The sequence below is a fragment of the Flavobacterium sp. AJR genome (genome assembly GCF_002156885.1).
In the GTDB taxonomy this organism is placed as follows: domain Bacteria; phylum Bacteroidota; class Bacteroidia; order Flavobacteriales; family Flavobacteriaceae; genus Flavobacterium.
This window is the reverse complement of record NZ_NCWQ01000010.1, coordinates 1-26,511: the sequence shown is the minus strand read 5'-3', so window position 1 is coordinate 26,511 and position 26,511 is coordinate 1. Positions and strand designations below refer to the sequence as shown.

General features: G+C 31.3%; 37 protein-coding genes. All 37 read right to left on the bottom strand.

Annotation, left to right across the window (positions count from 1 at the left end):
• Positions 1–38: 38 nt before the first annotated feature.
• The gene (locus B8T70_RS04060; RefSeq protein WP_086894013.1) at positions 39–731 is read right to left on the bottom strand and encodes an aspartate/glutamate racemase family protein; all 693 of its coding nucleotides are present in this window, start codon (positions 729–731) and stop codon (positions 39–41) included.
• 44 nt (positions 732–775) lie between these two features.
• On the bottom strand, positions 776–1,171 hold the full coding sequence (locus B8T70_RS04055) for a DUF5367 family protein (protein ID WP_086894012.1): 396 nt from the start codon (positions 1,169–1,171) through the stop codon (positions 776–778).
• Between the two features lie 12 nt (positions 1,172–1,183).
• The gene (locus B8T70_RS04050; RefSeq protein WP_086894011.1) at positions 1,184–1,696 is read right to left on the bottom strand and encodes a DUF1772 domain-containing protein; all 513 of its coding nucleotides are present in this window, start codon (positions 1,694–1,696) and stop codon (positions 1,184–1,186) included.
• Positions 1,697–1,784: 88 nt separating this feature from the next.
• Positions 1,785–2,642, bottom strand: coding sequence for an AraC family transcriptional regulator (locus tag B8T70_RS04045; RefSeq protein WP_039116142.1), 858 nt, complete (start codon positions 2,640–2,642; stop codon positions 1,785–1,787).
• Positions 2,643–2,658: 16 nt separating this feature from the next.
• Complete coding sequence (locus tag B8T70_RS04040; RefSeq protein ID WP_086894010.1) at positions 2,659–3,051, bottom strand: ACT domain-containing protein; 393 nt, start codon at positions 3,049–3,051, stop codon at positions 2,659–2,661.
• Positions 3,052–3,382: 331 nt separating this feature from the next.
• Positions 3,383–4,141 carry a hypothetical protein gene (locus tag B8T70_RS04035; protein ID WP_086894009.1) on the bottom strand — a complete coding sequence of 253 codons (759 nt, stop codon included), beginning with the start codon at positions 4,139–4,141 and terminating at the stop codon, positions 3,383–3,385.
• Between the two features lie 37 nt (positions 4,142–4,178).
• The gene (locus B8T70_RS04030) at positions 4,179–4,559 is read right to left on the bottom strand and encodes a VOC family protein (protein ID WP_086894008.1); all 381 of its coding nucleotides are present in this window, start codon (positions 4,557–4,559) and stop codon (positions 4,179–4,181) included.
• A gap of 29 nt (positions 4,560–4,588) precedes the next feature.
• Positions 4,589–5,137 carry a hypothetical protein gene (locus tag B8T70_RS24085; protein ID WP_086894007.1) on the bottom strand — a complete coding sequence of 183 codons (549 nt, stop codon included), beginning with the start codon at positions 5,135–5,137 and terminating at the stop codon, positions 4,589–4,591.
• Between the two features lie 21 nt (positions 5,138–5,158).
• A complete protein-coding gene (locus B8T70_RS04020) occupies positions 5,159–5,740 on the bottom strand; it encodes a TIGR00730 family Rossman fold protein (RefSeq protein WP_039116131.1) in 582 nt (193 codons plus the stop codon).
• A 35-nt stretch (positions 5,741–5,775) separates the two neighbouring features.
• Positions 5,776–6,090 (bottom strand): barstar family protein, encoded by a 315-nt coding sequence (locus tag B8T70_RS04015; protein ID WP_086894006.1) that lies wholly within the window; start codon positions 6,088–6,090, stop codon positions 5,776–5,778.
• A 7-nt stretch (positions 6,091–6,097) separates the two neighbouring features.
• Complete coding sequence (locus B8T70_RS04010) at positions 6,098–7,492, bottom strand: S9 family peptidase (protein WP_086894005.1); 1,395 nt, start codon at positions 7,490–7,492, stop codon at positions 6,098–6,100.
• A 106-nt stretch (positions 7,493–7,598) separates the two neighbouring features.
• On the bottom strand, positions 7,599–8,321 hold the full coding sequence (locus B8T70_RS04005; RefSeq protein WP_165763185.1) for a GNAT family N-acetyltransferase: 723 nt from the start codon (positions 8,319–8,321) through the stop codon (positions 7,599–7,601).
• A gap of 124 nt (positions 8,322–8,445) precedes the next feature.
• Entirely contained in the window at positions 8,446–9,015 is a 570-nt protein-coding gene (locus B8T70_RS04000) for a Crp/Fnr family transcriptional regulator (protein WP_039116125.1), read from the bottom strand.
• A 3-nt stretch (positions 9,016–9,018) separates the two neighbouring features.
• Positions 9,019–9,687 (bottom strand): 3,4-dihydroxy-2-butanone-4-phosphate synthase, encoded by a 669-nt coding sequence (gene ribB / locus B8T70_RS03995; protein WP_086894003.1) that lies wholly within the window; start codon positions 9,685–9,687, stop codon positions 9,019–9,021.
• Positions 9,684–9,905, bottom strand: a complete 222-nt coding sequence (locus B8T70_RS03990) for a DUF2798 domain-containing protein (protein WP_086894002.1) — start codon at positions 9,903–9,905, stop codon at positions 9,684–9,686. Before B8T70_RS03990 ends, ribB begins: the two co-directional genes overlap by 4 nt.
• 576 nt (positions 9,906–10,481) lie before the next feature.
• On the bottom strand, positions 10,482–10,994 hold the full coding sequence (locus tag B8T70_RS03985) for a ClbS/DfsB family four-helix bundle protein (RefSeq protein ID WP_086894001.1): 513 nt from the start codon (positions 10,992–10,994) through the stop codon (positions 10,482–10,484).
• A gap of 48 nt (positions 10,995–11,042) precedes the next feature.
• Complete coding sequence (locus B8T70_RS03980) at positions 11,043–11,294, bottom strand: hypothetical protein (RefSeq protein ID WP_039112898.1); 252 nt, start codon at positions 11,292–11,294, stop codon at positions 11,043–11,045.
• Between the two features lie 76 nt (positions 11,295–11,370).
• Positions 11,371–11,913: a Crp/Fnr family transcriptional regulator gene (locus tag B8T70_RS03975; RefSeq protein ID WP_086894000.1), complete on the bottom strand. Its 543-nt coding sequence runs from the start codon at positions 11,911–11,913 to the stop codon at positions 11,371–11,373.
• Positions 11,914–12,004: 91 nt separating this feature from the next.
• Positions 12,005–12,331, bottom strand: a complete 327-nt coding sequence (locus tag B8T70_RS03970) for a DUF2085 domain-containing protein (RefSeq protein ID WP_086893999.1) — start codon at positions 12,329–12,331, stop codon at positions 12,005–12,007.
• The gene (locus B8T70_RS23565; protein ID WP_123912066.1) at positions 12,332–12,529 is read right to left on the bottom strand and encodes a hypothetical protein; all 198 of its coding nucleotides are present in this window, start codon (positions 12,527–12,529) and stop codon (positions 12,332–12,334) included.
• Between the two features lie 15 nt (positions 12,530–12,544).
• Positions 12,545–14,044 (bottom strand): serine hydrolase, encoded by a 1,500-nt coding sequence (locus B8T70_RS03965; RefSeq protein WP_086893998.1) that lies wholly within the window; start codon positions 14,042–14,044, stop codon positions 12,545–12,547.
• Between the two features lie 104 nt (positions 14,045–14,148).
• On the bottom strand, positions 14,149–14,883 hold the full coding sequence (locus tag B8T70_RS03960) for a bifunctional 2-polyprenyl-6-hydroxyphenol methylase/3-demethylubiquinol 3-O-methyltransferase UbiG (RefSeq protein ID WP_086893997.1): 735 nt from the start codon (positions 14,881–14,883) through the stop codon (positions 14,149–14,151).
• Between the two features lie 35 nt (positions 14,884–14,918).
• Positions 14,919–15,458 (bottom strand): GNAT family N-acetyltransferase, encoded by a 540-nt coding sequence (locus B8T70_RS03955; protein ID WP_086893996.1) that lies wholly within the window; start codon positions 15,456–15,458, stop codon positions 14,919–14,921.
• Positions 15,459–15,561: 103 nt separating this feature from the next.
• Positions 15,562–16,296: a phosphodiester glycosidase family protein gene (locus B8T70_RS03950; RefSeq protein ID WP_242667420.1), complete on the bottom strand. Its 735-nt coding sequence runs from the start codon at positions 16,294–16,296 to the stop codon at positions 15,562–15,564.
• Positions 16,297–16,303: 7 nt separating this feature from the next.
• Positions 16,304–16,660, bottom strand: a complete 357-nt coding sequence (locus B8T70_RS03945; RefSeq protein WP_086893994.1) for a hypothetical protein — start codon at positions 16,658–16,660, stop codon at positions 16,304–16,306.
• A 112-nt stretch (positions 16,661–16,772) separates the two neighbouring features.
• Complete coding sequence (locus B8T70_RS03940) at positions 16,773–17,171, bottom strand: hypothetical protein (RefSeq protein ID WP_086893993.1); 399 nt, start codon at positions 17,169–17,171, stop codon at positions 16,773–16,775.
• Positions 17,172–17,202: 31 nt separating this feature from the next.
• Positions 17,203–17,889 (bottom strand): SH3 domain-containing protein, encoded by a 687-nt coding sequence (locus B8T70_RS03935; protein ID WP_086893992.1) that lies wholly within the window; start codon positions 17,887–17,889, stop codon positions 17,203–17,205.
• An 82-nt stretch (positions 17,890–17,971) separates the two neighbouring features.
• Positions 17,972–18,649, bottom strand: a complete 678-nt coding sequence (locus tag B8T70_RS03930) for a carbonic anhydrase (RefSeq protein ID WP_086893991.1) — start codon at positions 18,647–18,649, stop codon at positions 17,972–17,974.
• Positions 18,650–18,759: 110 nt separating this feature from the next.
• Positions 18,760–19,662 carry an arginase family protein gene (locus tag B8T70_RS03925; protein ID WP_086893990.1) on the bottom strand — a complete coding sequence of 301 codons (903 nt, stop codon included), beginning with the start codon at positions 19,660–19,662 and terminating at the stop codon, positions 18,760–18,762.
• Between the two features lie 303 nt (positions 19,663–19,965).
• Complete coding sequence (locus B8T70_RS03920; protein ID WP_086893989.1) at positions 19,966–20,397, bottom strand: GNAT family N-acetyltransferase; 432 nt, start codon at positions 20,395–20,397, stop codon at positions 19,966–19,968.
• A gap of 9 nt (positions 20,398–20,406) precedes the next feature.
• The gene (locus B8T70_RS03915; RefSeq protein ID WP_086893988.1) at positions 20,407–21,288 is read right to left on the bottom strand and encodes a DUF4349 domain-containing protein; all 882 of its coding nucleotides are present in this window, start codon (positions 21,286–21,288) and stop codon (positions 20,407–20,409) included.
• Positions 21,289–21,326: 38 nt separating this feature from the next.
• Positions 21,327–22,229, bottom strand: a complete 903-nt coding sequence (locus tag B8T70_RS03910) for a PhzF family isomerase (protein WP_086893987.1) — start codon at positions 22,227–22,229, stop codon at positions 21,327–21,329.
• A gap of 2 nt (positions 22,230–22,231) precedes the next feature.
• Complete coding sequence (locus B8T70_RS03905) at positions 22,232–22,855, bottom strand: bifunctional 2-polyprenyl-6-hydroxyphenol methylase/3-demethylubiquinol 3-O-methyltransferase UbiG (protein WP_086893986.1); 624 nt, start codon at positions 22,853–22,855, stop codon at positions 22,232–22,234.
• Positions 22,856–23,003: 148 nt separating this feature from the next.
• A complete protein-coding gene (locus tag B8T70_RS03900) occupies positions 23,004–24,260 on the bottom strand; it encodes a retropepsin-like aspartic protease (RefSeq protein ID WP_086893985.1) in 1,257 nt (418 codons plus the stop codon).
• Between the two features lie 57 nt (positions 24,261–24,317).
• Positions 24,318–24,884: a hypothetical protein gene (locus tag B8T70_RS03895; RefSeq protein ID WP_039118187.1), complete on the bottom strand. Its 567-nt coding sequence runs from the start codon at positions 24,882–24,884 to the stop codon at positions 24,318–24,320.
• Positions 24,885–24,980: 96 nt separating this feature from the next.
• Entirely contained in the window at positions 24,981–25,754 is a 774-nt protein-coding gene (locus B8T70_RS03890) for a hypothetical protein (protein WP_086893984.1), read from the bottom strand.
• 9 nt (positions 25,755–25,763) lie between these two features.
• Positions 25,764–26,511: DUF6882 domain-containing protein (locus B8T70_RS23760; protein WP_086893983.1), on the bottom strand; the 748-nt coding region annotated here is incomplete at its 5' end.

Sequence of the window (26,511 nt, the reverse complement as noted above, 5' to 3'; positions counted from 1 at the left end):
TTATTATTTAGCCATTTATATAATTTCTATGATAAATTTTATTCTTTTAATGAAAATGCTACTGCAGCTCTCGAGTGTAATAATACAGTATCAAATGTTGGGATGGTTACATCTTCGGGTTTTATAACAAGCGGAATTTCGGTGCAACCAAGTATGATTCCTTCGGCTCCGTTTTGTATCAATTTATCAATAATTTCCAAGTATCGTTTTTTGGTTTTTTCAGTGACAATTCCTTTTCCTAATTCTTCAAAAACAGTCATGTGTACAAACTCTCTGTCTTCATCACTAGGAATAATTGTTTCGATACCTCTATCGGTAAGTTTAGATTTGAAAAAATCAAGTTCCATTGTAAATTTAGTTCCCAGTAATCCTACTTTTTTTAGTCCGGTTTTTTCGATTTCTTCGGCTGTTACTGTGGCAATATGAATTAGTGGGATTCCGATTTCTTTTTCGAGTCTATCAGCAATATGATGCATAGTGTTGGCACATAATACAATTGCCGTTGCTCCCGAAGATTTTAAATGTTTGCAAGCTTCATATAGCATCTGAAAAGTTTTCTCCCAATCATTATTATCATTATTTTTTTTGATGTCTTCATAATTAAATGAATAAATAATACATTGAGAAAAGTTTAATCCGCCCAATTTTTCATTTATTCCTTCATTAATAAGTTTGTAATAATCGACTGTAGATACCCAACTAATTCCGCCAATAAGCCCTAATGTTTGCATATTTTGTTTAAACTTTATATTGTTTATACTGATTTAAAAACTAATTATATGTTTTGTAATTTGGTTTTAATCTTTAATTTCCAATAAAAGTATACAATAGTAACCACCTCTGCAACAAGAATCCAGAGGAATTTACTAGTAAAAAAACTATAATAATTTCCCTGATTCGGGATTATGGTAAAAGGTACAGTTATGAGTACATCTAGTGTTAAAGCTGTTGTAACTATAATTAAACCGAGAATGAATCCGTTGGTTCTATATCCGTTTTTATAGAAAATATAAGCACCAAGAATTGTAAATGGAATTGCCAATGGTGCAACAATTAAGAATTGTTGTAATGCAGAATCTTTAATGTTTGGAAGATAACTTAATAAACCGAAAGTACTAAATATTAATAGCCAGATTAACGCTCCAACTAAAATTGCTCTCATTTTTTTCATTTCATTTTAATATTAAAAGTTACTATTTCTAAACAAACACACTATAATTAATAAGAAGAATGATAGTACTGATGTTATGGTTCGAACCAAATGCAGATTATTCCATTTAAGTTCAAATTGATCTCTTAAACTTCGGGCATTTTCCAGAGAAATATTGGTTAAGTCAGTTTTGTCTAAAAGATTATTTAGCGGAATATTGCCCATAATTGTTACCAGAAATACGCCTACAAAATATAGTATTGCTGCAATTAGTAATAACCAGAAAATATAAGGATGATTGGATTTATATAGATAAGCTGTAGCAAAAGATAAAAATACTGGCCCCATAATTATCACTAAGAATAATGGGTTTACAATAGTACGGTTCATGTTCTGGAAAGCTCTTAGATAATTAATATCATCAAGCCTGCCAATACCTGGAGTTATAGCATTAGACCAAGTAAAAAAGATCCCAGCCAGAAGTCCGGTTAATAATGTGGTAAATAATAAAACAATAGTTTTTGTGTCGATAATAAATGGTTCCATGATTATGATGTTTAGTTAACAAAATAAAATTAGAACTATTGATTATCAGTTGTTTGTTTTAAAAGGATTAAAGTTTGTTCGAAAAGAATTATTTTTTTAGTTCGCTTGGTCTTACGCCAAATTTTTTATGGAAAGCATTCGAGAAAGAACTTAAACTTTCATATCCCACAAACCATGCAGTTTCCTGAATGTTCTTGTCGGTATTGCTTAATAATTCATGCGCTTTATTTAGTCGTTGTTCCTGAAGATATTTAAATACAGGAATACCAAAAAGTTCTTTAAAATTCTTTTTGAGTTTGTTGTTGTTAAGACCAATTTGCTTAGATAACTCACTTAATGAGGGTGGAGTAGCAATATTTTGGGTCATAATTTCTTTTGCGTGAAAAAGTTTATCACGGTCAATTTTGTTGGTGGTTTTTTCTTTTTCGGTAGCAAGATGAGCAAAAAAATGTGCCAGTAATTCGGTTATCTGGCTTTTAAGAAACATCAATCTTGTGTCTCCTTTATATTGGGTATTAAATATTTTTTGAACTGCATTTTGCATATCAGGGGACATATAAAAACTTGGACCTTCTACAAAATTGGCTTCGGGATTAAGGAGTTGTTGTAAATACTCGGAGAAGATTTCGCTTTCACGTTCTGGCAGCATATTAAGATTTTTGATCTTCATAAATACGCTAATAGATTGTAATGGTTTATTAGGCGAAATTTTATGAGCAAATCCGACTTTGCTGTTTCCGAAAAATGAAATTGCAATTCCTGTAGTATTGTTTATAATTATACTATTGTTTTCATACGTAATTTCTAATTCGACATTTCCTGAACCATAGAACGCAAAGCCAACAGCATCTCCATCGATTTCACATTTTTCGATAATCGTTTTATCAGCATTTGATTGCTCTATTAAAACGACGAAGTTGTTTATTTCTATGATATCTGTTGTCATCGAATACTAATTAATTCTATTCAGAAAATTTATTTAAAATAGTAATGGCATTGTCTGTATCTTTTTTATTTACAAAGATATGGTCGTGATAAAATGCAGCTACAACATTGCAACTAATGTTATTGTCTGATAACGCTTTCGCGAAAGCGGCAGTTAAACCCACAGCTTCTAATGATGAATGTACAGTTAGCGTTATCCACGACATTACAACCGAATAACTTAGTTTAAGTTCATCGGCAATTTCTTTTTTTAAGATTAAAGTAATGCCTTCACTTTCTGTAAATGACATTACAATATCTTCGAGAGCTATATTTTCAAGACTTTTAACGGTACAAAAAACATAATCACCAACATTGTGTTTGGGTTTCATGCTTTTGAGTAATTTCTCTAAATCTTTTTCTCCAGACATTTTAATGGATTGTTTTTATTTTATTAACCCGTTGAGCACAATTATTTTAAACACATAGATTTAGCACTCTCAAAAATAGACGTTTCACTTTACATACAGCCGCATAGTAACTATATCTTAGATGCGCTGCGGTGCATCTCTACCTTCAAATGTATTATCTCAACTAGTTACTATGTGAGAGAAATGTATTTCTTTTTGTATCCTTTTTTGCACATAAAATCTGTGTTTCTATGTGTTAAATCAATTCTATAATTACATAATTATTTATTAGTCATATGCAATGCAATCCTGTTTCCTTCGCAGTCTTTAAATTCAGTGAGTACGATAATTATTATTCGATTCGTTTTACAACATTATCAAGATTATCAACTACTAAATTTAAAACGATTTTGTTATTAGGGAATTCTTTTTGTATTTCATTTCTTAATAGGACAAAAGGAATTTGTGATTCAGGGATGTCTTCAATAGTTTGATTACATGGAATAGAAACTTCATAAGTAGAATTACTCTTTTTTATATACACATATTTTTTAGTTGTATTTTCAAAAAATGCATTTTTTTCAAAGCCTTCTGCTAGTTTGTCTACTTCTGTTACGGGTATATTATCTTGATAAACAATTTCGTTTTTCATAACGCCATATTCTTTTGTTATTCCATCAAATTGTTCATTTTCTGTAAATAACACTACACATATAATAACACTAAATGTGATTAAAAGGGCAATAAAGCTGATTCCAATTGTTCGCCACCAACCAAAAAATGAACCACCAGAATTTATATGTTCATTTATTTTTTGTCCCTGAAAATGTTGTACGAAATAAAAAGCTATTCCAGTATATATTAAAGGGATTATCTGATTTGGGACTTTTACATCTTCAGGAATTAAAAAAGCGCCACCAAATATTGCTATTGTGGCTATAATAGCTATTATCCATGTTGTTTTTGCTTTTTTTGTGTCATTAAATGCCTTAAAATTCTCAGCTATCAAATATCCAGCTGCAAGTGGTCCTCCTAAAAATGTTCCAACCCAGATAGCTCGGTCTTTATAAATTTTTTGTGTAGGCACTTCATTCTCTTTTAATTCTTCCATTTTTATTGTAAAGTATTGTTTTGTATAAGTTGTTATATTATTTATTAGCCATATGTAATGCAATCCTGTTTCCTTCGCAGTCTTTAAATTCTGCTACAGAACCATATTCTCCATTTGATGTTATTGGAAATAAAACTTCGGCACCATTTTGTAATGCAAGATTTAAAGTTACTTCGATATCCTCGGTATTAAAATATACAAGAGTTCCGCTTATCGTTGGTATGTATATTTCTCCTTTTGCTAAAGCTCCCGAAATTCCGTTATTGCCTTCGGTAAGAGGGAAAAAAGCCATTTCGTTATCATGTATAATATCTCGCTCAAAGGCGAAATTGAATACTGCTGTATAAAATTGGATGGCTCTTTCTATATCGGTTACAGGAATCTCAAAATAGATAACCGGATTTGATTTGTTTTTCATACTTTAATTTAAGAGGTGTTCTTTTTAAATTATTTCACTTTGGTCATATACATATACCAATTCCATTCCCAGGTTTCTCCGTTATCAGCAGACATTGCCTGACTCCAAATAGGATTGTTTTTGTCTCTGGCGTCCCAACGAAATAGCTGAATTACTTTTTTTCCTTCATAAATATCTCTTGAAAAGAAATGGCCTACTTTTTTTTCGAATGAACCAATTACGGGTTTATCTAAAACTCCGGTATTAGAGTCGGACCAATAAATACTCCACAGTTTTGTTTCGGGATTAAATAATCGTACCGTCATTCCTTCAAAAGGAACACCATCAAATTCCGCCAGAAAATTATCGATATTACCAATTCCCTGAAGAATCTTGTACATTTCCTGTGTTGATGGAAATTCAATCCATTCGGTACAATTCGAGAATCGGTATTTTAGTTTTTTATTTATAATATTAGATTTTCCCTGAAAAAAATCAAAATCATCTTTGGATGAAGTAGGGGAAGGTAGGATTATTAATTCTCCGTGTGCATTAAAAATCAATTTCGGAATTTCTAAATTTAAATTATCTACAGGCATGTTTTTTGATTTTTAAATGATTTATTCATTTCCTTTTTTAATCCATTTCCCAACTTCTGGTGCCACGTAATTTTTCATTTTAAGGAGCAAATCCTCTGAATCTGTACTTACGAGTATCATTTGTTGGTTTATCTCTTTTAAGAAACCTTCATTTACCATTTTTAGTATAAATTCTAATAACAAATCGTAAAAACCATCAATATTTAAAATCCCGATTGGTTTTTTATGAAGTCCGAGTTGCGCCCAGGTAAGCATCTCAAAAAACTCTTCAAGAGTTCCAAATCCGCCTGGTAAAGCAATTACGCCATCGCTTAATTCGTTCATTTTGGTTTTTCTTTCATGCATGCTTTTTACAATAATTAATTCGGTTAAATTATCGTGTGCAATTTCTTTCTTCATTAAGAAGTCTGGTAAAACACCAATTACTTTTCCGTTTTTATTTAAAACTCCATCTGCAACTGCACCCATAAGTCCAACTTTGGCTCCGCCATAAACTAAATCGATATTATTTTCGGACATTGTTTGTCCAAGTTTAAAAGCTTGAGTTTCGTATTCTTTTTTGTTTCCAAAACTTGATCCACAAAAAACGGTAATTCTATTCATTTGTTTAATTGTAAAATGTATTATGTAATCGGTAATTAGTTTTCCTGAGTAATTAAATCTACAAAGTCCGCCTTTGTAAGTAATTCGATTATAAATTGAAAATTTTCTGTACCAAATATTTTATATAAATTTTCTGTTCCTGTTATTTCTATAATGCATTCTCCTGGATGTCCCGGACCTGCGGTCGAAATGGCATCATTAAATGCATCTAAGTTTTTTCCAAAATGTTTTGCCGATTCGGGATCGATTTCTTTTGCGTAGGCATTCCAGAAATCTTCACGGCTGCTGCAAATATTTCCGTTAATGAATATTTTTCGTTTGCTATTTTGTGCTGCTGATTTATTTTTCATCTAAAAATTATTTCGTTTGTATTTTTATCCAATCCAGAATTTCGTTCATAGCTGTTGGAGAAAATGTTTGTTCTATTGTTGCATATTCAGTTGGCAAACCAGTTTTACATTCCTGAAATAAATGATTTAGGTTTGGTAATTCTTTGGTTGTTATATTTTTATTTCCTCCTTTTAAAAGGGCTTCTTTTATGGCGGTTAGGTTTTCTTTTGGTGCAACTTGTAAATCTTTTGCTCCATTAAGTGCTAAAACGGCACATTTTACTTTCTCTAATGTTGGTGCTGGATTGTAGGTTACAAAAGTTACCATCCAAGGAGTTAGAATCTTATCTGTTTGCATTTTGATATATTCAGCCTCAGTCATTCCTGCGGGTTTATTGGGGTCATTTTTAGAAACTTGGGTTATGTAAGCCGTTATATCGGTTTTTAATTGTTCTGGGCCTTTAGATTTAGCAATAATATTAAAAGCTGTTTTGTTTATTTCTTGTGCTTTCTGAATATCAGCTTCACTCATTCCGGCTGCTTCTGCAATTAATTTTTGTTGTAATAAAAGTAATTGGTTTCCAGGAAGTCCGGGACCAGCCAGTAATACAATAAAATTGACATTCTTAGAGTTTGTAGCTACAATTGGAGCAATTAATCCTCCTTCGCTATGACCTATCAAACCAATTTTTTGTTTGTTAATTTCTTTTCTGGTTAGCAAATAGTTTACTGCTGCCAGAGCATCTGTAGCAAAATCTAAAGAAGTTGAATTTTTAAAGTTACCTGTCGATTGTGCCGTTCCTCTATCATCATATCGTAAAACCGCAATTCCGTTTTTGGTCAAAAAGTCCGATAATACCAAGAAAGGTTTGTGTCCTGCTAATTCCTCATCACGGTTTTGCGCACCACTTCCGCTTATTAAAATAACAACAGGAAAAACACCTTCTTTTTTAGGTAGAGTCAGTGTTCCTGCCAGAGTTATTCCTGCTTTTTCATTCTTAAAAGTTACATCTTCGGAGTAATATGGATATGGTTTAGTTGGTTCTTGCGGTCGTACCAATTTCTCTTTTTCAATTTTTTCTCTCGATAAATTCATAGGAAATGCATGACCAGCTTGTTTAAAAGTACCGACTATTTTATTGTCTTTACCAAGAACGCCTTCATATTCTATTTTAGCATTTGCAACGGTAAGTTTTAAAGTTGAGTTCTCAAAAGTTGTTGTAGTTACCGGAATATCTTTTGCACCTTGATCAGGACTGTCCATTGTGGATTTAAAACCAGTGTCGGATTTATTAATATTAAAAACTAATCTTAATTGTGTTCCCTGAACATTTAAAAGACCATTCCATTGTCCTGTAATATCTTGTCCAAAAGCGGTTAATGTGGTTAAAAAAGTTAGTATTGTTACTATGTAATGTTTCATTTGGTTGGTTTTTTTAATAAATGGTTAGTTTATATTCTATGATTTAGTTAATAGACGATTAAAATGTATTCTGTTACAGAAATGATGTAAAAAGATTATTCTCTTTTTAATTTATTTTCCAATTGTCTTTAGTAACTATCATATTGAGCGAGATCCAAACTTCTTCCTGGACTATGATTTCGCTTATTTTGTCTGGATTTATGACAAAACCGGATTTCTCATAACATTTAATTGCCTGTTTATTCCAGTCGTAGACATTAAGTTCTACTTTCTCTACATTTAATTCTTCAAAAGAATATTGTACAAGAAGATTAACTATTTTTTCTCCAATTCCTTTTCCTCTAAATTTTGCATCACCAATAAGTATTCGGCAAAGTTTAGCCAAATTATCTTCGGATTGATATATTTCGGCATGTCCTAGTACTTCTTTGGATTCGGTGTCAATTACTTTAAAAGGAATTCTATTTTCTTCTTTTAGATAATTATCTAACTGCTCAGTTGTTAATGGAAATTTAAAAATTGGACCTGAAAATTGAACTAACATTTCTTCATTATCTGCCCATTTTATTAATCTTTCAAAATCGGTATTATCGAATTTTTCTAGTTTTATCATTGTTTTATTTCCTTTAAAAGTACTTGGAGAATCCTGCGTGATTTCTAAATATAAATCTTGTGTTACAAGGTATTTTGCCATTAAGAAAGGCTGAATATTTGCGGTCCAGATATGTTTAATCCTATCGTCTCTCAATGTAATCTGACCTTGAGGAATTTCGACCATTTGCAGGCTAATGGCTTTATTATTTGATATGTCGATACTATCCTGATTCATTGATGTTTGAATGCTTTTGCAATTGTAAACGAAGTTATGAAAAATATAGGTGCACATTTAAACAAAAAAAGGCAATTACCAGAAACTAGTATTGCCTTTTTGTATTTTGAAAATTGAATAATGTTTAAGGTTTAGATTTTAACCTGCTTAGTGTTTCTTGCGAAACGTTAAGAAAGGAAGATACAATCTTGTTAGACAAACGTTGTGTGATTTTAGGGTTGGTGTCTAGTAATTGCTTGTATCTTTCGGTTGCATTTTGGGTTAAGAACGACATGAGTCTTTTGGTATTTGTTACATAAGCCATTTCCATATAATGCCTGTAAAAACTACCCCAATTAGGTATAATTTCCAGCAAATGATAAAAATCCTGACGCGAAATATAAAGTAATTCCGTTGGTTCTAATGCCTGAACAAATTCTAAAGAAGGTTCATTTAGCACAAAGCTAGATAAGGCGGTTACAAAATTACTTTCGAATCCTAAGTATCGTGTTGCTTCTTGTCCTTCTTCGGTTATAAAAAATATGCGCAAGCAACCATTGCAAATAAAATACATTCGTTGGGTGGTTTGCCCTGGGAAAACCAAGAGCTCATTTTTCTCGACTTCTATAGGATTAAAGTAACTGATTATTTTCTCCAGTTCTTCGTCTGTAACTGTTGATACCTCTTTTATATATTCGATTAATTGCTCTTTCATGTTTTAAATAAAATCTTTAACAAATTTACGATAATGTACAATATCTGCTATTGTTAAAACTACCAATTGATGCTTTTGGGCAAATGATAAAATCTCGGGTAATCTTGCCATCGTTCCGTTAGGGTTCATTAATTCGCATAATACAGCTTCAGGTTTTAAACCTGACAGTTTCATCAAATCGACACTTCCTTCGGTATGTCCGTTGCGCTGTAGTACACCGTTATCATTTGCTCTTAGCGGAAAAATATGTCCAGGTTTTACTAAGTCTGAAGATTTTGCATTTTCTGCAGATGCGGTTCTTATGGTTTGAATCCTATCTGATGCCGAAAGTCCTGTTGTAACTCCTTCTTTAGCTTCTATAGTAACTGTAAACGGAGTCTGAAAAAGACTGGTGTTTTCTTTTACCATATAAGGTAATTCTAATTCATCGGCTTTTTCGTTAGTGAGGCAAAGGCATACAATTCCGCTACATTCGCGTATCATCAATGCCATATCTTCGACTGACATATGCTGGGCTGAATAAACTAAATCGCCTTCGTTCTCACGGTCTTTGTCGTCTAGTAATAAAATTCCTTTTCCGAGCCTAAGTTCGTTAATTGCATTTTCAACGCGTTCTTGACTAGTTGTACCAAATGATACTAATGGGTTTTCGTTTTCTATTTCGGTAATCATTTTGATGTTGTTTTTTGGGCTAGCTTTCTAGCATTTGGAATAATTATAAAAGCGGTACTATAGGGAATAGGAATTATGACGCCCCAAGCTTTTAGGAATTTAAAGGACAAATCTTCTCCAAAGCTATAATTGCGCATAAAACCCACAAACGCCATAATGAGAGCTATAGGAGTAATAACAAATAAAGTGTTGGTGTATTTAAAATACTTTTTGTTCATTTTTAATTAATTATTAAATTTTTGAAGGAACAAAATTGTTTAAATAAGAGAGAGAAAACATTGATGTACATCAAAAAAAACAAAAAATCTATCCTATTTTTATTATAGCCCACGGTTTCAACCGTGTGATACGGATTACGATAATGTATTGCGTTCCAACGGTTAAAGCCGTTGGCAATGTTATAGCATGTTATTTTTGTTGGCAATCTGTTGTCGAGCCAATGCTAATGCGAGCTCAATGTCATTAAGTTAAGCTCTTTTCTAGCAAATTGTTTTAAAGAAGCAAAGATTAAACGCAATATTGTCATTTCGACGAAGGAGAAATCTCCGTAAGTAACTCTGCAGCGGGAATCCAATCTTTGTCGAGCTTCTCGAGGAGATTTCTCCTTCGTCGAAAAGACAAACCTTTGCGCTTTTGCATCTTTGCGTGAGATTTATACCGTACAGTATTGCAGCTGTTTTTCTTAACTTAATGACATTGAGCTCGCGTTAGCAATGGGAGAAGGTTTTATTTATTTTTATCATAGCACACGGTTTCAACTGTGTGATACGGATTGGGATGATGCATTGCGCTCTTTATTTCAGGTTATTTTCTTTTTTCCATTTTCTTATTCGTGCTCGTGCATTTTTATATGGTGATGAGGTATTAAATTGTATCATTCTTCCCATTGTCCATTTTTCATACCATGCTTGATCATAAAGAGTTTCATTGTTGTGGCTTTCTATCAGGATTTGTAACTCATTTACTGTTGCATCTAGTTTTTCTTGTAGTGAAATAAAATCTAAATCTTGATAATCGGCATAGAACTTCTGCGCAAGTTTGCCTAACTCGTTCCATTTATAGCCTGTTTCTGGAAAATCTACAGCTTCGTTATTATTCTTTTTATGATGCCATTTTAGGACTAATTCACCCCAACCTATTAGGTATGAAACTAAATTATTCACGCTCATCATGGTATTTTTAGAATGTCCTTCGAGTGTTTCCTTTGCAGTAAGTTCAACAGGAATTGTTTTTAAATCCTCTCGAAGTTTTACATATGTTATTTCAATCTCTTTTAAAAGTTCAGTTTTATTTTGAGGTACAGCCATTCTTTTTTTAGATAACAGAATACCTCAATTATAAAGAAGAGGTATTCTTTAATTTAGTTCAATTATTTCTTTTAATCTCGAGGATTTTAATTCAAATATATCAAATAAGCCAATTTTTTTCAACAAATGTGCTTGCACTTTTATATCTTGAATTGCTGTTTTGTATTCTTCTGAATTTTGATTGTTTTGATTAATAATTTTGCAATTTTCCATAAATGCACCTATGGAACCTTTGCGGATTTCTTGTCCTTGTATCGTTACAAAATTTTCGTTTTCTTTTAAAATGTCTTCTGGTTTCATTGTTTTATTTTTAAATGTGAATGACAAAATTCTTCATTTAAAAATAGTCCAACGATAACAATTGTTAATTAATATATTAACGCCTATTCCTAATTCTGCTTAGCGATACTGCCGATATTCCTAGATAAGAGGCAATATAATGTTGTGGAATACGCTGTAAAATTTCAGGATTGGTTTTTAATAATTCCTTATACCGTTGTTCGGGTTTGTCTGCAATTCGGGAAAGAAAAAGTTTCACATAGTTACCGAGACGTTTGTAAATATAATTTTCAAAATCTTTTTTTGTACTCGGGTTGCTATCGAGGACTTCTTGAAAATCATTTCTTTTTATAGTATGAATTATGCTATCTTCGATGGTTTCGATGCTATATAAACTGGGTTGTCCTGTCCAAAAACTTTCAAATGAGGAAACCATTTGTCCTTCAAAGAAAAACTGAAAGGTGATTTCTTTTCCGTTGCTATTGAACCAAACTCGTAGACATCCTTTTTCTACATAAAACATTTTTTTAGAAATTTCTCCTTCGCTCAGTAATACCGTTTTTGATTTTAATTTCTCAGAGTAAAAAAAATCTTTCGAAGCTTCCCAAAAGGATTCATTGTGATTTAAATGGTTCAACATAGTTTTTGTTTTATAGCTAAAAAAATAGTGATGCTTAGGTCAATGATAAGATTGAAATTATCAATAAAGATAAGCAAAGGAGCTGTTTTTTCTAAATCATTTTTAGTATAAAATCAACGGTTTTCCAAATGATTATTCCCATCGAAAAACCTCCTATTGTACCTGTCAAAAGTCTCATAAAGTTGCTATGGTATTTGTGTAATGAATTTTGGAAATACCAATCTGCAAGCATTAATGCTAAACCAATTATCGAAAAGTAAAAAGGAGGGAGGAAATAAAAAAAGTAACAAATAGCACAAAAAATATGTCCGATGCTTGCACCCAAACATCTTGCGCAAAAAGGCATGTGTTTGTCATTAATTTTATAACACCTCTCGGGGATTCGGTGGCAACCTAAAGTAAAATCATCTAGTTTCATTTACCAGGTACGTTTACAATTTAAACAAGTCATTCTAACTTTATTCGATTTATGAGTGCCACATAAGAGTCCTAAAGGTCCAGCCAGAATTGCTCCGCAACACGCTTTTTTTCCGCTAAAGCCTTTTTTATCTACATATATTTGGGTCGAATGACATTTTGGACATCTAATTTGGTTGTCTTGATTGATAGTGTTCATGGTTTTAGTTTCGGGTTAATTTTTGGTTTCAATTTCGAATATTTTTCTTCCGTTATCTCCTAAATAATGGAAAAGTAGTTTTTCATATACTTTATAACCATCATCGACATTGGTAAAAATTAGTATTCCTTGTTTTGTTTTTGGGAGAATAAAAAAGATTGTTTGTACTCCTTGGTCTGCACCACCATGAGACAATGCTATTTCTCCATTTCCTAAATCGTAAATAACCAAACCTAAGCCATAATACTCTTTGGCTTTCATTTCTATTTGATTAGTTTTCATTTCATCAAAAACTTTTTTAGATAATCCGTCACCATTCATAACACTAATCAAAAATTTCCCATAATCTTCGATGGTTGTTAATACATCATCGGCAGCATTTGCAGTTTTTCTCTTCTCTGTTTCGTATGCATTTCCTTTTGGATCATATCCAATTGCATAGCGGGATTCGTCAGTTTTTTTGTCCCAGATATAATTGGTATCGTTCATTTGCAATGGAGTAAATAGTAATTCCTTTGCTAGTTGATCCAGGGTTTTATTAAACTTTTTTTCTAATGCTTTTCTAAGATATTCAAATCCTTCACCAGAGTATTGGTATTTTGTTCCCGGCTCAGACTCAAAGTGTAGTTTTTTATCAGGACTGTTCCAGCGCCAATTAGGAAAACCAGTTTGATGACTTAAAACCTGTCTTGTTGTAATTTTTTTTGTTTTGGGATCATTTGCAATATCTGGATCAATCCAATATTTATAAAGAGGTTCATCCAGATCCCATTTGCCTAAACTAACCAATTTTAGGGTTACCATTGCAGTGATTGGTTTGGTAAGTGAAGCAACATTAAAAATGGTATTGTATGGTGCTGTGACTCCTTTTTTTAGTTCGCCAAAAACTTTAATCTGTTGCAGTTTTCCATCATTGATTATTCCAAGTCCAAGAGTTGGAACATTGTTTTCTTTAAGCCATTTTTCAATTTCGGTATCATTGTCAAAAATAGCAGTTTTATTAGCAGTAGTTGTAGTATTATCATGATCGTAACTAAGAGCGCGAGCTAGTCTCCAAGTATCTTTTTGTAGCAGCCATAAATGGGTAAATCGAGCGCTACTTCCCGGAGTTTCTTTTCTGTCAGGAGTTATTCTGTAAAATTTATGGATTCCGATTTGTATTGCTCCATAGAGTACTTTGTCTTTATAAAGTGGGTAAATCTCGGTACTTCCTGCAATTAAATCTCTTCTTAACTGATATGTCTTAGTAGAAGCACATAATCCGTTGCGAAGGTTATAAATGAATTTCTTTTTATTAGATATACTGTCTTCGTCATGAAAAAACTCAAAATCTTCGGTTAATAAAGTTTCAAATTGTCTGATGTCGCAAGTATTAAAACCAACTTTAAAGAGCAAGCTGTCTCTGGAAATGATGGTTTTGTATAAATCGGATTTTTTATCAACCTGAGCTGATAATGAGAGCGATGCTAGAAAGAATAGCAGTAATAAATAACGGTTGATTGTTTTGATTGTCATGATTGATGATTTTTTTATATGACGTAATATGAATTTTTTTGTTACAAAAAATCATAATGTCTATATTCTACTATTCAGACAATTACTTGGTTTAAGTATCAAGTTTAATTCTTAACTGCTGATATCAATATAAAAATTGGTCTTCTGGCTTCGTCAATCATTTCAGGATATTTCTCTACTATTTCCTCAGAAGGTTTAGGTTCAGATATTTGTTTAATTGTAAAGTTAGCATTGATTAATGTGTTTACAATAGTCTCAAAAGTTCGATGGTATTTAATTACTTCGTGACCTAAAAATTGTGTGTGTCTTATACCTTCATCCTGATAATTATCTATTGGCCAGTGCAAGCGATTTCCGCTTGAGTCGGTAAACCAATCTTGTTCTGGTCGAGAGGTAAATGCAGGATGTTCCATTGAAAAAATAAAGCTTCCGCCTTTTTTTAGATACGTATTGATTTTATCAAAAATGTCTTTTAGATTTTTTACATAATGAAATGCTAGTGAACTAATCACAACATCAAATTCTTCGGGTTTAAAATCGATATCTTCAATTGCCTTTTGTGTGTAATCTATAACTAAGTCTTTCGAATTCTCCTTAGCTTTTTCAATCATTTTTTGAGACAAATCGATACCAACAACCTTTTTTGCACCTTGTTCTTTGGCATAAATACAATGCCATCCATATCCACATCCTAGATCAAGAATATTTTTATCTTTAAATTTAGGAAACATTTTGCGTAAAATATACCATTCGCCAGCAGCATTTAATCCTTCGGCAGAACGAGGCATTTTGCTATAATTATCAAAAAAGGATTCGTCGTCGTATTTATTTTGTTTCATGTGTGGTATTGTTTTTTTGTAGCTAAGGTTTTTGTTTATACTTTTCTCAATGTATAAGTTACCAAATTCTCAATATTTAGATGGGTATTATTATAAGGTTTGTCTTCGTATTGAAAATTAAGCTTCTTTAAAATCGAGACCGAATTAACATTGTCAGAAGAAGGAAAAGCGGTTATTATTGCTGAGTTTATTTCTTCAAAAGCATGTTTTACAACTTCTTTTAGTGCTTCTGTCATAAAACCTTTTCCTTGATATTGCGATAACATTTCGTAACCAATCTCTACAATTTTATTTTCAATATCAAAATTCCAAAGACAAACAGAACCTATTAAATCATTACTTTCTTTTGTCGTGATTACCCAATATATGCATTCGTTTTTGGCAACCAGATTATCCATTCGGAGTATATATGCTTTTGCTTTTTCTAAACTAGAGGAATTATCTCTGCCTACAAATGCATTTACAATTGGATCAGAATGTAATTTATGAATGAGTTCGAAATCTGGATTTTCGAGATTCCTCAAAGTTAATCTTTGAGTTTTGAGTCTTGGGAATTTACTAAAATCTAATTTCATAACATTTTATTATTTAAAATGAGTACTTGTCTTAATAAACGAAGTTATGAAAATATAAGTTTTCTTGGTAAGAAATTCTCTATTTGATAAATGTAATAATGATTTATTCCTTTTTGCTAGTTACTCCAATCATTACCCCAAAATCACCATCGGTTTGAATCCAGTTTTCTTTTGGTATATAAGCTCTTGATACTAATCCATCAAGATACAAGGCATTTTTGCAGCCTAGGGTTTTGAAGTAATTTGCAAAATCATAAAAATTGATTTTTTCTTTGGATAGGACAAAAACAACTTTGTTATTAGGCAAAATACCTACGCCGTTTCTTATATTTAAGTTTATAGATTCGGGTTTAAAAGCAGAATGGATTTTATGATCTATTACTAACATCGGTCCAGATTGTGTAGCATATTTTATTTTTCCGTTATTTATAAAATCTTGTGTTGTACAAATTTCAGGAATGTTTTTGGTAGTAATATAAAATACGCCATTTGGTTTTAGATAAAAATTACCATTTCCGTTTGCAGTATCTAGAAGTGTTATAGTTTTTTGTTTTTCAATAAAGAGTCCTTGTGGCGAATTATCTTTTTTATACATTCCCCCATTCATTGCAAAATCTAATTTTAAGTTGTTTTTTTCAACCCAAAGTTTTAAATTCAGTATGCTTTTAAGGTTTTGATTTTTTTCATCTTTCCAATACAGTTTCAAATTTTGCTTGTTTGGATCAACTATATAAGTTACAAAACGGTCGTCATTAATTTCTTTTGATTGTAAGTGGATAAAAACTCCTATTGTTGAAAGAATTACAAGTGTGATTGCTATTAGAAGTGTTTTTTGCAAGGTAATTTTAGTTTTTAGTCTTTGAGTTTAAAATAACAGGAGTTTCTGCTCCACACCATGTAGATACATTTGAAGGACTAAAATTAGGACAGCTTTTCATATCTTCTTTGGATATCGTAATAATATCTTCGGCTTTTAAACCAGCATTGTAATAATAGTTATTATAATCTTCGCCATATACCCAAATATCACTAGAAGGGCTTTGCATGGTGGTAGCATTAAAAATAAGTAAGTTTGATTCTTTTGGTAAATGGTAATTCTTATCAGAAATATATCCCCATGCGTTCATAAGAAAAGAAGAAACGAACAATACGTAAAACATGATAAACAATAAACTCCAAATTAAATATTTTTTATATTTCATAGCGGTAATTTTTTATTTAAAAATTAAAACAGGAGTTAATATTATTTACATTCGTAATTGTTTTACAACTAAAAGTAATAATTAAAAGTAATAATTATAATGTTTTTTTAAATTATTCATAGCGAATAATCATTTTGTACTTTTTTTGATTTGGATTTTTTATGATATAGATTACCTTATTTATCGAGGTTGTAGCGCAGATTTCATCAGATACTAATCTATGAATTAAGTAAATAGTATCATTCTTTATCTCTATATCTCCCACATAGGTTCCGCAAGCATTTACATCAATATATTTTGTGACATAAATAACATCATCCAGATACTGCGTTTTAATAGGAGAGTCCATTTTAGGTTGTAGTTTATACCATTCATCATCGCCTAAGTCTGCCATGAAATGAGAATTAAAGTATATCAGGTTTTTATTCTTTTTACTATCTTCTTCTTTGGTTTCTGCTCTATTTTGACACGAAATGATGAGAGGGATTAGTATATAAAATAAGTATTTCATGGACTTTTAATTTTATAATGCTCTATGATTTTTAGAAAGGACGGGCTTCAGCTCTGGTTTTGAATTTCTTTTTCTCGATTACCCATAATATCACGTAGCTACCAGCGCCATCACTATTGGAAGATTGTATATACAATATGTCATTTACAGAATCGTAGTTGACCATAGTTTGTTCCAGATTAGGCTCAAATGCATTCTTTAAAGCATTTTCGGGTACGTTTATTAAAATTTTATCAACTTCTATTTCAATTGATTTGTACTTTCTTTTAGGGATATTTCCATCAGTTCCAAATATAACTTGATCATCAATAGTTTCTAATAAAGTTGGACTTTCACTATTATATTTTAGTTTGTGGTTTTTTGGACTAAATGCAATTTCAGTGATCGCTACCTTAACATTGTTGTTTTCGAGTTTTATAACTCCATTTTTATTTTCTCTAACTGGTATTTTTGTGAAGTTTGTTAAATCGATTATTCGGTCTTTATAGACATATCCGTTTAAGTTTTCTTTACCTTTTTTGTAGTCAATATTAACCCAGTTACCATCTGGTTCATAATTATAAACGATTGCTCCATTATCTAATTTGTCAATTATTTTGTTCGATTTTCCTGCAGAATTTCTAACATTAACATAACCATCAGGGTCATTTATAATTCCGAATTGAGAGAAACAAATATTAAAGGCTAGAAGCAGAAGAATGTTGGTTAATTTTTTCATGGTTTCTTTATAATTAAGCTTTGATAAAGAAACAAATATATAAGTTTTTTATTACGTTTTGCAAGTATATTTCTATGTATTGCTACAATTGTATTATTTTTCCCTTATGAACATCATATTGCATAGATACAACTTGTATTTTGTGTTCTTTAATGATTTTATTTTCCTGGATAAGTCTTGTCGAATGCTTAATGTTGGCATTAATTGCTCCCAGATAATTAGTTGCTTTAGGAGTTATTTTATCAGCTTCTATTTCTTCATTTTCTTTTGCTATCATTTCTACGATATCATCTATATGGTTAAAGTGTTTTTTATATTCGCCATCTTTATCGTTAATGTATGCTTTTATGGCGCCACATTCTGTATGCCCCAAAACGACAATTAATTTTGTATCCAAGTGTTCTACGGCATATTCTATACTTCCCATATCAATATCAGAAATTAGATTGCCAGCATTTCTAATCACAAATAAATCGCCAATACCTTGATCAAATACAATTTCGGGGGAAACCCTACTATCAGAACAGGTTATGATAACAGCAAATGGTTTTTGTCCATCCTGATTTTCAAGAACAGATTTTTTGTTTTGGTGTGGATGAATTGATTTCTCATTCAAAAATCTTTGATTTCCTGTTGTTAATTTTTCAAGAGGAGCCAAATTACTATCTGTATTTGTAGTTACAGTTTTTGGATTGTCATTGTTTTTACAGCTTACTAAAGAAAGTACTGCAACTACTAAAGTTAAAATACTTGTTTTCATTATTTTTGTTTTTAATTGTTAAAAATAGAAGCAATTAGTTAGAAAACTATTTACATCGGAATATAGCCACAAAAATATAATTTTTATTTTAAATATGATTATCTTAGGAATTATTTGGACCATGTAGAATTAAAAGTCGCAGCAAGATTATCTGCAAAAGCTGCCGTATATTCTCCCGTAGTATCTAAATCGGGATCTAGGATTGTTATCTCAAATCCAGTAAGTTTTTTGCTTTGGAATAGGAGGGAAGTAAGTTCGTTAAATTCCTGATACGCTAAACCATCAGGTGTTCGGCTATCTACGCAAGGCATTATCAAATCATTTAAAACATCAACATCGATATGGAGCCAAAATCCATCTAGATTTTTATTTTCAATTTCTAAAAGAAACGATTGAATGCAATTTGCAATACCTCGTTTTCTTAATAAATCCAGGCTAATATATGTGGCGTCCGATTTACGAATTTCATTTTCATATTCGTCATCGTATTCGCGATTGCCCACACACCAAAGATTTTCTTCTTTTATATAAGGGGAAAGATTTAAGATATTGGTTAACTTTTTATGTCCGTTGCCAGTTACTATAGATGCAGCCATACCGCCAACACCACCAGTTTCCGACAAAGAAATATCTATAAAATCGGTATGTCCGTCTAGGTAAAACAAGCCATAATTCCCGTTTTGTTTTAAGGCAATTGCTGCGCCTAAAAGAATGCTGCAATCTCCACCAATTACAAATGGGAATTTATTTGTTGTGATTAGGTTATGTATTAATTCAGCTTGTTTTATCGCATAATCTGCTAAAGAATTTGCGTTGAGAATTCCAGTTTCTAGATCTTTTTTGTTGCTGTATGCAGGAGAATCGAGCCTGAGAATACTTTCTGGATTTATTAAGTTATGCAAATTGAGTTTCTTTAACCAATCTGGTAAAAGTTTTACGCCAGGTTCTTTTCCTGGTTGAGGTTCTTTTAAACCCAAATTTGATGGAAACTCAACGATACATATCTTTTTCATGAAGTTTGTTTTAAGATGAAGATTTGAAAAAAACTTAACACATATTCCCGCAGCCAATGTCATCAAGTTAAGCCTTTTTGAGCTAATTATGGTTAATTATATTCTCAACAAAGATTGTCTATAAGGGAACGCGGATGATGCGGATTCGCTATAGCGAAAACACGGATTAAACACGGATTTTCTCCCGTTCCGACGCTTCGGGACGTTAGTCAAAAATCTTAAATCTTTTTATCATTTTTCTCTTAACTTAATGACATTGTGCTTCGGGATTGTGACTATGTGTTAAAATTAATTATAATCATATTATTCTGGATTCTTTACTAACTCAAATACAATAAAAGTTCCTTGCTCAGATCCTCCTTTTTCTTTCTCGATGAAGCCTTTACTTTTATAGAAATTTATTGCTTGTATGTTCTTTTCTAGACATTTTAAAGTAAAGGGAAAATTAGTTTTCTTGAGAGCGGCTTTTAGCAACTGAGTTCCTATGCCTTTGCCATGATATTTTTTATCTACATATAAATGGTGAATAAAGTTATCGGGCAGCCAAATAGAAATAAATCCAATTGTAATATCATCGAGAATAGCAACCAGAATATATTCTCCTTCGGTTTCAGTATCAAAATCATGTAAATGAAATGTAGCTGGATCTACCCACGAAAATGTTGTTTGCCTTTCTTCTAAGAATATCTTCCTTAGAGAATCTAGGTCACTTTTTCTAATTTCTACAATTTTCATCTACACTTATTATTGTGCTTGGTTTTTACGTTTTCTACGAATTTTTCTAAAAATGTATATAATACCAGTTATTAGGATGATAAATGGCCAAATTGAAAATAACCACAATAGGAAATCAACAATAGAAGTCCATCCTTCGCTAATAGAATTTTTAATTCTTTCCGAAAATTTATCTTGTTCTCGAGCTTTATAGATATACTCTTTTTCTTTATATAAATTTAAATTCAGCGTACTAAAAGATACTTGGTCGCTAAGGTATTTTAAGCGTCCTTCTGTACTTTCTATTTCTTCTTCGATTACTCTTATATTTTCCTCGATTGCAAGAATATCTTTTACGGTAGAAGCTTTGGAAAGTAATTCTTTATAACGTTTTAAATATTCTCTTTTATTAGCCAAACGAGTTGTAATATCAACAAATTCTTCGGTTACATCTCTGGCTTGTATACTTTTGCTTGTAAGTTCATCTTTTCCATTTTCGATATTAGATATTAGTTTTTCGAAGTTATCGGCTGGAACTCTTATTTTTAAATCGTATGAAATTGACTGATCGGTATTCTGTAAGTCTTCTACTTCGTAATAACCGTTAAGTTTTTTTATTAATTCATCTATATTTTTCTTGCTTGCAGCAATGTCATTTGTTTTAACCGAAACAGTTCCGTCTTTTATGATTTTTTTTTCTTTTACTACAGGCTTAATAGTTTCTGGTTCAGTATTTTTGTCTTCAGATACTTCTTTTTTATCTTTATAATTAGTATCAGAACCCGTAGAAGGTGGAGGAGGTGGTGGTATTTCCATTGCCATTACCTTAGCGTCATTGCTAGTTTCGTTACTATTGGAATTACAAGAAGCCGCAAGCACTAAAATAATTATACTTAAAAAGAATTGTTTCATATTTGTTTAGTTTAAGGTTTTAACTAATATAGTTTATTTTAAATGGCTATTTCGGTTCTAAAAACTACCACAGCATCTCCTTTTATCTGAATCAATGATGGTTTATTATTTTCAATCTTAACTTTAACTTTTATTACGCCAAGTCGATCTATTTTCTCACCTTGTCTTCCGTTAAATTCGAATTCATTACCATTAAAATCAACGATTTTGTTTTCTATTAAATATCCCCCTAGTGGTCCATTTGCATTACCAGTAACAGGGTCTTCATTGATACCAATTCCAGGGGCAAACATTCTGCCGTAGGTCAATATATCTTTATCGTCAGAGTCGAATGTAAAGACAAAATAACCATTGCAATTAATCACTTTGCTTAAGTCGGCGAGAGCATTGTAGTTTGGAGTTAAAGCATTAAGTTTTGTTCTGCTTTTAATACCAATCATAACTTTCGAATGTCCTGTAGAAGCTATCTGAATCGGGCATTTCTCATCCCAATCAGATTCTTCCAGCCCTAATGCAGTTAGCATTCTGTTGTTTATATCGTTATCGAATGTAGGGCTAAGTTCAAAATTTCCCTGAGTCATTACAATTTGATAATCTCCATTGTTTTTGATAATTTCAAAAGGAAGAGTACCAATCTTGGTTTTAAATTTTAATACACAAGAATCTAAATTTTCTTCGACAGCTTTGGCATACATTGCAGCAATAGTAGCGTGTCCGCAAATAGGAACTTCAGTACTTGGCGTAAAGTATCGTATTACACCATCGCAATCATTACTATCGGGAGGAAAAAGAAAAGCCGTTTCGGAGTTGTTTAATTCTCTCGCAATTTGCTGCATTTCGTAATCATTCAATCCGTTGGCATTTACAACGACTCCTGCAGGATTTCCTTTAAATTTTTCTTTGGTAAAGGAATCGATCTGGTATGTTATTAGTTTCTTCATTATTATTTTTTTCGGCCAACAAATCGTATTACAGAACCTTTCCCATTATGAAAAAGACCTTCGTTCAATTCGATTTCTTGTTCTACTAATTCGATGATCTCATAATCTGGAAAGTCAGATTGTATTTCTTCAATAGAAAATAACATATCCAATTCTTTTGGTCCACCAATTTTTTCGTTTTTGGAGTTGTATTCGATATGTTTCTTGCTAAAAGCTTCAAAAATTATCAAGCCATCTTTTCGTAAAAACGTACTAAGTGTTTTGTGGTATGAAGATTTAATGTCGCTAGGGAAATGCGCATAAATTAATGCAATTACATCAAATTGTTCTGAAGTATAATTTAATGTTTGCAATTCGCCAACTTGGTAGTCGATAGTTGCATTATTTGATTCGGCAAGTCGTAAGGCTTTGTTTTTTCCTTCTATGCTTATATCAAATGCCGAAACTGTCCAGCCTAGTTTGGCTGCAAAAATGGCATTGCGCCCTTCGCCTTCGGCAGGAAAAAGAATTGTCCCGGGATTACCTTTTTCTAATTGTTCTCTTAAATAGTTATTTGGTTGTTCGCCATAAGCAAACTCATCTGCGCTATATCTGTCATTCCATCTTTCAGTCCAAGTGTCATTCATGTTTTCGTAGGATTTAGTATTTAAATAGAAATGTTTTTTATCTAACGAAAATACGAATTTAAAAAGGGAATTTTAGCAAAGATATTATGTTGTTAATAGTTATTTTACTTTGTATGGTTTTCCTTATTTTACGCTTTAACGGAGATTATCAATTTTCTAATTTGAGATAATTATGATCAAAACTAATGGTGACTTTCTTAAACTGACCAATTATATCTTGTCCGATATTGCCATAATTTACTTTTCCATAAACACCATAATTAGATTTATCGACTTGCAATTTAGGTACGTTTATTTGATTTTTCCCTAATAGAATTTGTTGATCTTTTAGTTCCAAAAGTTCTGAAGTAATTTCTTGTCCGCCTGCACTGGCTGTTTTTGCAGAAATTAGAGTACTATTTTTATCCAAATAAGTTTTAAATAATTCGTAGAAAGATTTATTAAATGAACTTGTTTTTGCACCACTATCAAAATTAAATGGGAGAGTTTTACCTTTAAAATTTAGCATTACAATGGCACGAAGTTCATCTATAAATAAGTTTTTGTCGTTGCTCTTGATCGTTTTGTTTTTAGAAAAAGTAAGGCTATTTTCTTCAATTGTAACTGTTCCTAATTCTTTAATAATAGGAAATCCTATGATACCATTTATTACATATTTACCATTTGCAAATGTAAATGCTGAATCAGGATAAACCAAAAAGATGGCGTTATGAATTTTTATATCTCCGATATTTAAAACAGGAGCAATGCCCATAAGTACTTTGTTTTTAACGCCAGTAAAACTCATAACTTCGATGTTGTTATCTGGTAAGATGATAAAGCCTAGTTTCTTTGCTAAACTTTCGGTTATGCAGCTAATACCAGCTCCAGTATCAAAAACAAAATCTGTATCTATAGTATTTGCTAAAACATTAGTGGTAATTAAACCTGCTTTATCTTTTTTTGTTGCCACAGAATGATTAGAAAAAGAATCGATTATTTGAGATTTCTGTAATTTCAAAACTTCCCAAATACGTCTTGTATTCAGTTCATCATCCCGTTCTTCTTTTGTGAATTTTTCTGAAAATGTAGAGGTTAAAATACCAGATGTTTTAAAAGCATTTGCATAATCAAACAGCTTTATGTAGTTGTCGTTTTTTAATTTATAATACCTGAATTCTTTGGTGATTTGGCTTTTATTTAAGCTATCTAAATATAAGTTTGATAAATCAGGTTTATTACATATGTTGGCAAACAGTGCTTTATAAAAATAATAATCTTTAGTTCTAATTTTATTATTTAAGCTATCCATCTTTACAAATTGATGTTGCTCACTGAGTTTTTTAAGATAGCTCTCCGTTTTTATTTGAGAAAAGGCTACTCCAGTTTCTAATAATAAGAGGGTAAGGATTAGAAGTTTTTTCATTTTTAAGAAGATTAGTAATGTGCTGTTGTAGTATATGAATTTAGGAAATGTGGTTTGCTATTCAGTCAATATTGTTCTGTCATCATTTCTATAAAGTAATGAAAACAATCCCAAAGCAAAAAGGATACAACTTAGTACCATATACGATCCGTTTTTTAATACAAAGAAAGAAATACCTACTGCGGGTGCTCCAATTATAACCATTAAGGCACTAAAGGTATGAGTTTTAATAAAATTTAAGGCATGCGCTGCCAATCCTATAAAAAGTAAAGATGGACCAATAATAACAAAAGGATATAAAATAGATGGCGTATTACTTATCTGATTACTTAATTCCGTTTTTGAGATTTCGTCATCTCCAAAACTCCACATTATAAAGTCAATAGTACAAAGCCCAACGTGACCTATAACTCCTAAAATGGTTAGAAAAGAAGCTACTGAATTAAGTTTATTCTTAGGGAATACATCATTAAAAGAAAGTAACAATACAGCTCCAATTAAATTAAACCAGTGTGCAAAATCTATAGGTTTTTGAAAATAAGCAAATTTAGAACCTTGTGAAAACATGATATAACTACTAACAAAAAAAGATAATCCGATTAAGCAAATAGTTCTTGGTTTCATAAATTTATTTTTGGTTGTTAATAATTGGTTTTATTATATAGACTCTGTTTTTTATAATTTGTTACAAATCTGGTTTTTCGGGTTGATTGTTTTTCTTTAAGAACTGCTTTTATCATTCTTAAATGGACTTTCAAAATTTATCCACTTTGTTGTATTTAATGACTTTCCATCCGTATTCATTGGAGTGAATCTGACCTTATATTTTCCAAGTTTGGTAAAAGTAAAAGCTCCGGAACACATTCCATGTCCTACATTAAGTTTCCCATCCCATTCTTTGATATAAAACACAGTTTTTTGGTTTGTATTTAGGTCAACCATTTCTGTTTTGTACCAGATTTCAGAATCAGATTTATTGGTAACATTGAATATTGCATTTGCCGCAGGACCACAACCATATTCTCTAACTTCTGTTTTTTGATATTTAATCTTCAGATTAGGATTTAATAATTCAGCTGAATTTTTGTTTGTTGTTTTCCAGTAAACTTTTTCATTTTGGTTCGTTTCAGTATTCCACTGTGTCATTTCTTCTGTTTCTCTCTCTGTTTGCTTAGAGTATTTTAAGAAGTAAATGGTATTAGGTTTTAGTTGTTTTGCAGGTTTAAAAATGGCCTGTGTCAGACTCATTTGACCTTTTAGAATTTCAACAAGATTAAGTTTTACCAATTCACCTTTCTTACTTTGTAAATAAGCAGTTCGATTTTTGAAACTATTGATTGTTTTTTCACTCATGTAATATCCCTGTATGATAAACATCGAATTTAAACTTATGTTTGTTTTCTTTGGGAAAAATTGCATTCCGTTTACACCACATTCTGCATGAGCAGAATTTAATCCGATTGCGAAGAAAAAAAGGAGTATAAGTTTTTTCATAATGTGATTTTAAATTAAATTTTTTTCTTTTATTTCGAAATAGCATTCTTCACAAACTAATTTTATTTTAGCCATTTTTATATTTTCTTCATTCCAACCATCATCTTTAATTCTAGTTTCTTCACATTTATTGCACCAAGCAGATAAATCATCATCTTCTCCTAAATACATTCCAATTTCTGATTCAAATGCTTCTTCAAAACCAGTTTTATCTATTTCGTTAAGATGTTGGCAAATAAAGGCGAGCCTGTTAGAACCGTGTTTTTTGCATTGAATCTGTTTTTCTGTTTTACTTTTATTTATAATTTTTAGTTCTTCGACGAAATTGCTTTCAATTTTATCAGTTAACAAAAAATATATTTCAAGATTATTATCATTAACAATTCGATACGAACCGATTGCTTCAATCATGTTATAGGCTATTGCAGTCAATTCCCAACCAACATATTTATCAGCATCAAAGAAACCTTCAGTTAGTTTTGAATAATTGTTTTTTTCTCCAAACTGTTTTATTAATAAAGTTTTAAGTTTATTATTATGAAGCAATTCTTTATTATTCCATGCCCATAACCAAGTTTTACCCGAATTAGAATAACTACCAATTGGAATGTATTCAAAATTTAGTTCGGTTTGCCCTTTTTTAAATGTAATTAATGATGTTTCTTCATCGTAAAACCATTCTGTAAAATCGTTTAAGTTGTATTTTTCTACGAACTTTTCTTGGATGCTTTTGAATTCATTGCAAATATTTATTGCA

Coding starts and splice junctions, on each gene's coding strand:
- B8T70_RS04060 (WP_086894013.1), bottom strand. CDS start 731: ATGCAAACATTAGGGCTTATTGGCGGAATTAGTTGGGTATCTACAGTC.
- B8T70_RS04055 (WP_086894012.1), bottom strand. CDS start 1,171: ATGAAAAAAATGAGAGCAATTTTAGTTGGAGCGTTAATCTGGCTATTA.
- B8T70_RS04050 (WP_086894011.1), bottom strand. CDS start 1,696: ATGGAACCATTTATTATCGACACAAAAACTATTGTTTTATTATTTACC.
- B8T70_RS04045 (WP_039116142.1), bottom strand. CDS start 2,642: ATGACAACAGATATCATAGAAATAAACAACTTCGTCGTTTTAATAGAG.
- B8T70_RS04040 (WP_086894010.1), bottom strand. CDS start 3,051: ATGTCTGGAGAAAAAGATTTAGAGAAATTACTCAAAAGCATGAAACCC.
- B8T70_RS04035 (WP_086894009.1), bottom strand. CDS start 4,141: ATGGAAGAATTAAAAGAGAATGAAGTGCCTACACAAAAAATTTATAAA.
- B8T70_RS04030 (WP_086894008.1), bottom strand. CDS start 4,559: ATGAAAAACAAATCAAATCCGGTTATCTATTTTGAGATTCCTGTAACC.
- B8T70_RS24085 (WP_086894007.1), bottom strand. CDS start 5,137: ATGCCTGTAGATAATTTAAATTTAGAAATTCCGAAATTGATTTTTAAT.
- B8T70_RS04020 (WP_039116131.1), bottom strand. CDS start 5,740: ATGAATAGAATTACCGTTTTTTGTGGATCAAGTTTTGGAAACAAAAAA.
- B8T70_RS04015 (WP_086894006.1), bottom strand. CDS start 6,090: ATGAAAAATAAATCAGCAGCACAAAATAGCAAACGAAAAATATTCATT.
- B8T70_RS04010 (WP_086894005.1), bottom strand. CDS start 7,492: ATGAAACATTACATAGTAACAATACTAACTTTTTTAACCACATTAACC.
- B8T70_RS04005 (WP_165763185.1), bottom strand. CDS start 8,321: ATGAATCAGGATAGTATCGACATATCAAATAATAAAGCCATTAGCCTG.
- B8T70_RS04000 (WP_039116125.1), bottom strand. CDS start 9,015: ATGAAAGAGCAATTAATCGAATATATAAAAGAGGTATCAACAGTTACA.
- ribB (WP_086894003.1), bottom strand. CDS start 9,687: ATGATTACCGAAATAGAAAACGAAAACCCATTAGTATCATTTGGTACA.
- B8T70_RS03990 (WP_086894002.1), bottom strand. CDS start 9,905: ATGAACAAAAAGTATTTTAAATACACCAACACTTTATTTGTTATTACT.
- B8T70_RS03985 (WP_086894001.1), bottom strand. CDS start 10,994: ATGGCTGTACCTCAAAATAAAACTGAACTTTTAAAAGAGATTGAAATA.
- B8T70_RS03980 (WP_039112898.1), bottom strand. CDS start 11,294: ATGAAACCAGAAGACATTTTAAAAGAAAACGAAAATTTTGTAACGATA.
- B8T70_RS03975 (WP_086894000.1), bottom strand. CDS start 11,913: ATGTTGAACCATTTAAATCACAATGAATCCTTTTGGGAAGCTTCGAAA.
- B8T70_RS03970 (WP_086893999.1), bottom strand. CDS start 12,331: ATGAAACTAGATGATTTTACTTTAGGTTGCCACCGAATCCCCGAGAGG.
- B8T70_RS23565 (WP_123912066.1), bottom strand. CDS start 12,529: ATGAACACTATCAATCAAGACAACCAAATTAGATGTCCAAAATGTCAT.
- B8T70_RS03965 (WP_086893998.1), bottom strand. CDS start 14,044: ATGACAATCAAAACAATCAACCGTTATTTATTACTGCTATTCTTTCTA.
- B8T70_RS03960 (WP_086893997.1), bottom strand. CDS start 14,883: ATGAAACAAAATAAATACGACGACGAATCCTTTTTTGATAATTATAGC.
- B8T70_RS03955 (WP_086893996.1), bottom strand. CDS start 15,458: ATGAAATTAGATTTTAGTAAATTCCCAAGACTCAAAACTCAAAGATTA.
- B8T70_RS03945 (WP_086893994.1), bottom strand. CDS start 16,660: ATGAAATATAAAAAATATTTAATTTGGAGTTTATTGTTTATCATGTTT.
- B8T70_RS03940 (WP_086893993.1), bottom strand. CDS start 17,171: ATGAAATACTTATTTTATATACTAATCCCTCTCATCATTTCGTGTCAA.
- B8T70_RS03935 (WP_086893992.1), bottom strand. CDS start 17,889: ATGAAAAAATTAACCAACATTCTTCTGCTTCTAGCCTTTAATATTTGT.
- B8T70_RS03930 (WP_086893991.1), bottom strand. CDS start 18,649: ATGAAAACAAGTATTTTAACTTTAGTAGTTGCAGTACTTTCTTTAGTA.
- B8T70_RS03925 (WP_086893990.1), bottom strand. CDS start 19,662: ATGAAAAAGATATGTATCGTTGAGTTTCCATCAAATTTGGGTTTAAAA.
- B8T70_RS03920 (WP_086893989.1), bottom strand. CDS start 20,397: ATGAAAATTGTAGAAATTAGAAAAAGTGACCTAGATTCTCTAAGGAAG.
- B8T70_RS03915 (WP_086893988.1), bottom strand. CDS start 21,288: ATGAAACAATTCTTTTTAAGTATAATTATTTTAGTGCTTGCGGCTTCT.
- B8T70_RS03910 (WP_086893987.1), bottom strand. CDS start 22,229: ATGAAGAAACTAATAACATACCAGATCGATTCCTTTACCAAAGAAAAA.
- B8T70_RS03905 (WP_086893986.1), bottom strand. CDS start 22,855: ATGAATGACACTTGGACTGAAAGATGGAATGACAGATATAGCGCAGAT.
- B8T70_RS03900 (WP_086893985.1), bottom strand. CDS start 24,260: ATGAAAAAACTTCTAATCCTTACCCTCTTATTATTAGAAACTGGAGTA.
- B8T70_RS03895 (WP_039118187.1), bottom strand. CDS start 24,884: ATGAAACCAAGAACTATTTGCTTAATCGGATTATCTTTTTTTGTTAGT.
- B8T70_RS03890 (WP_086893984.1), bottom strand. CDS start 25,754: ATGAAAAAACTTATACTCCTTTTTTTCTTCGCAATCGGATTAAATTCT.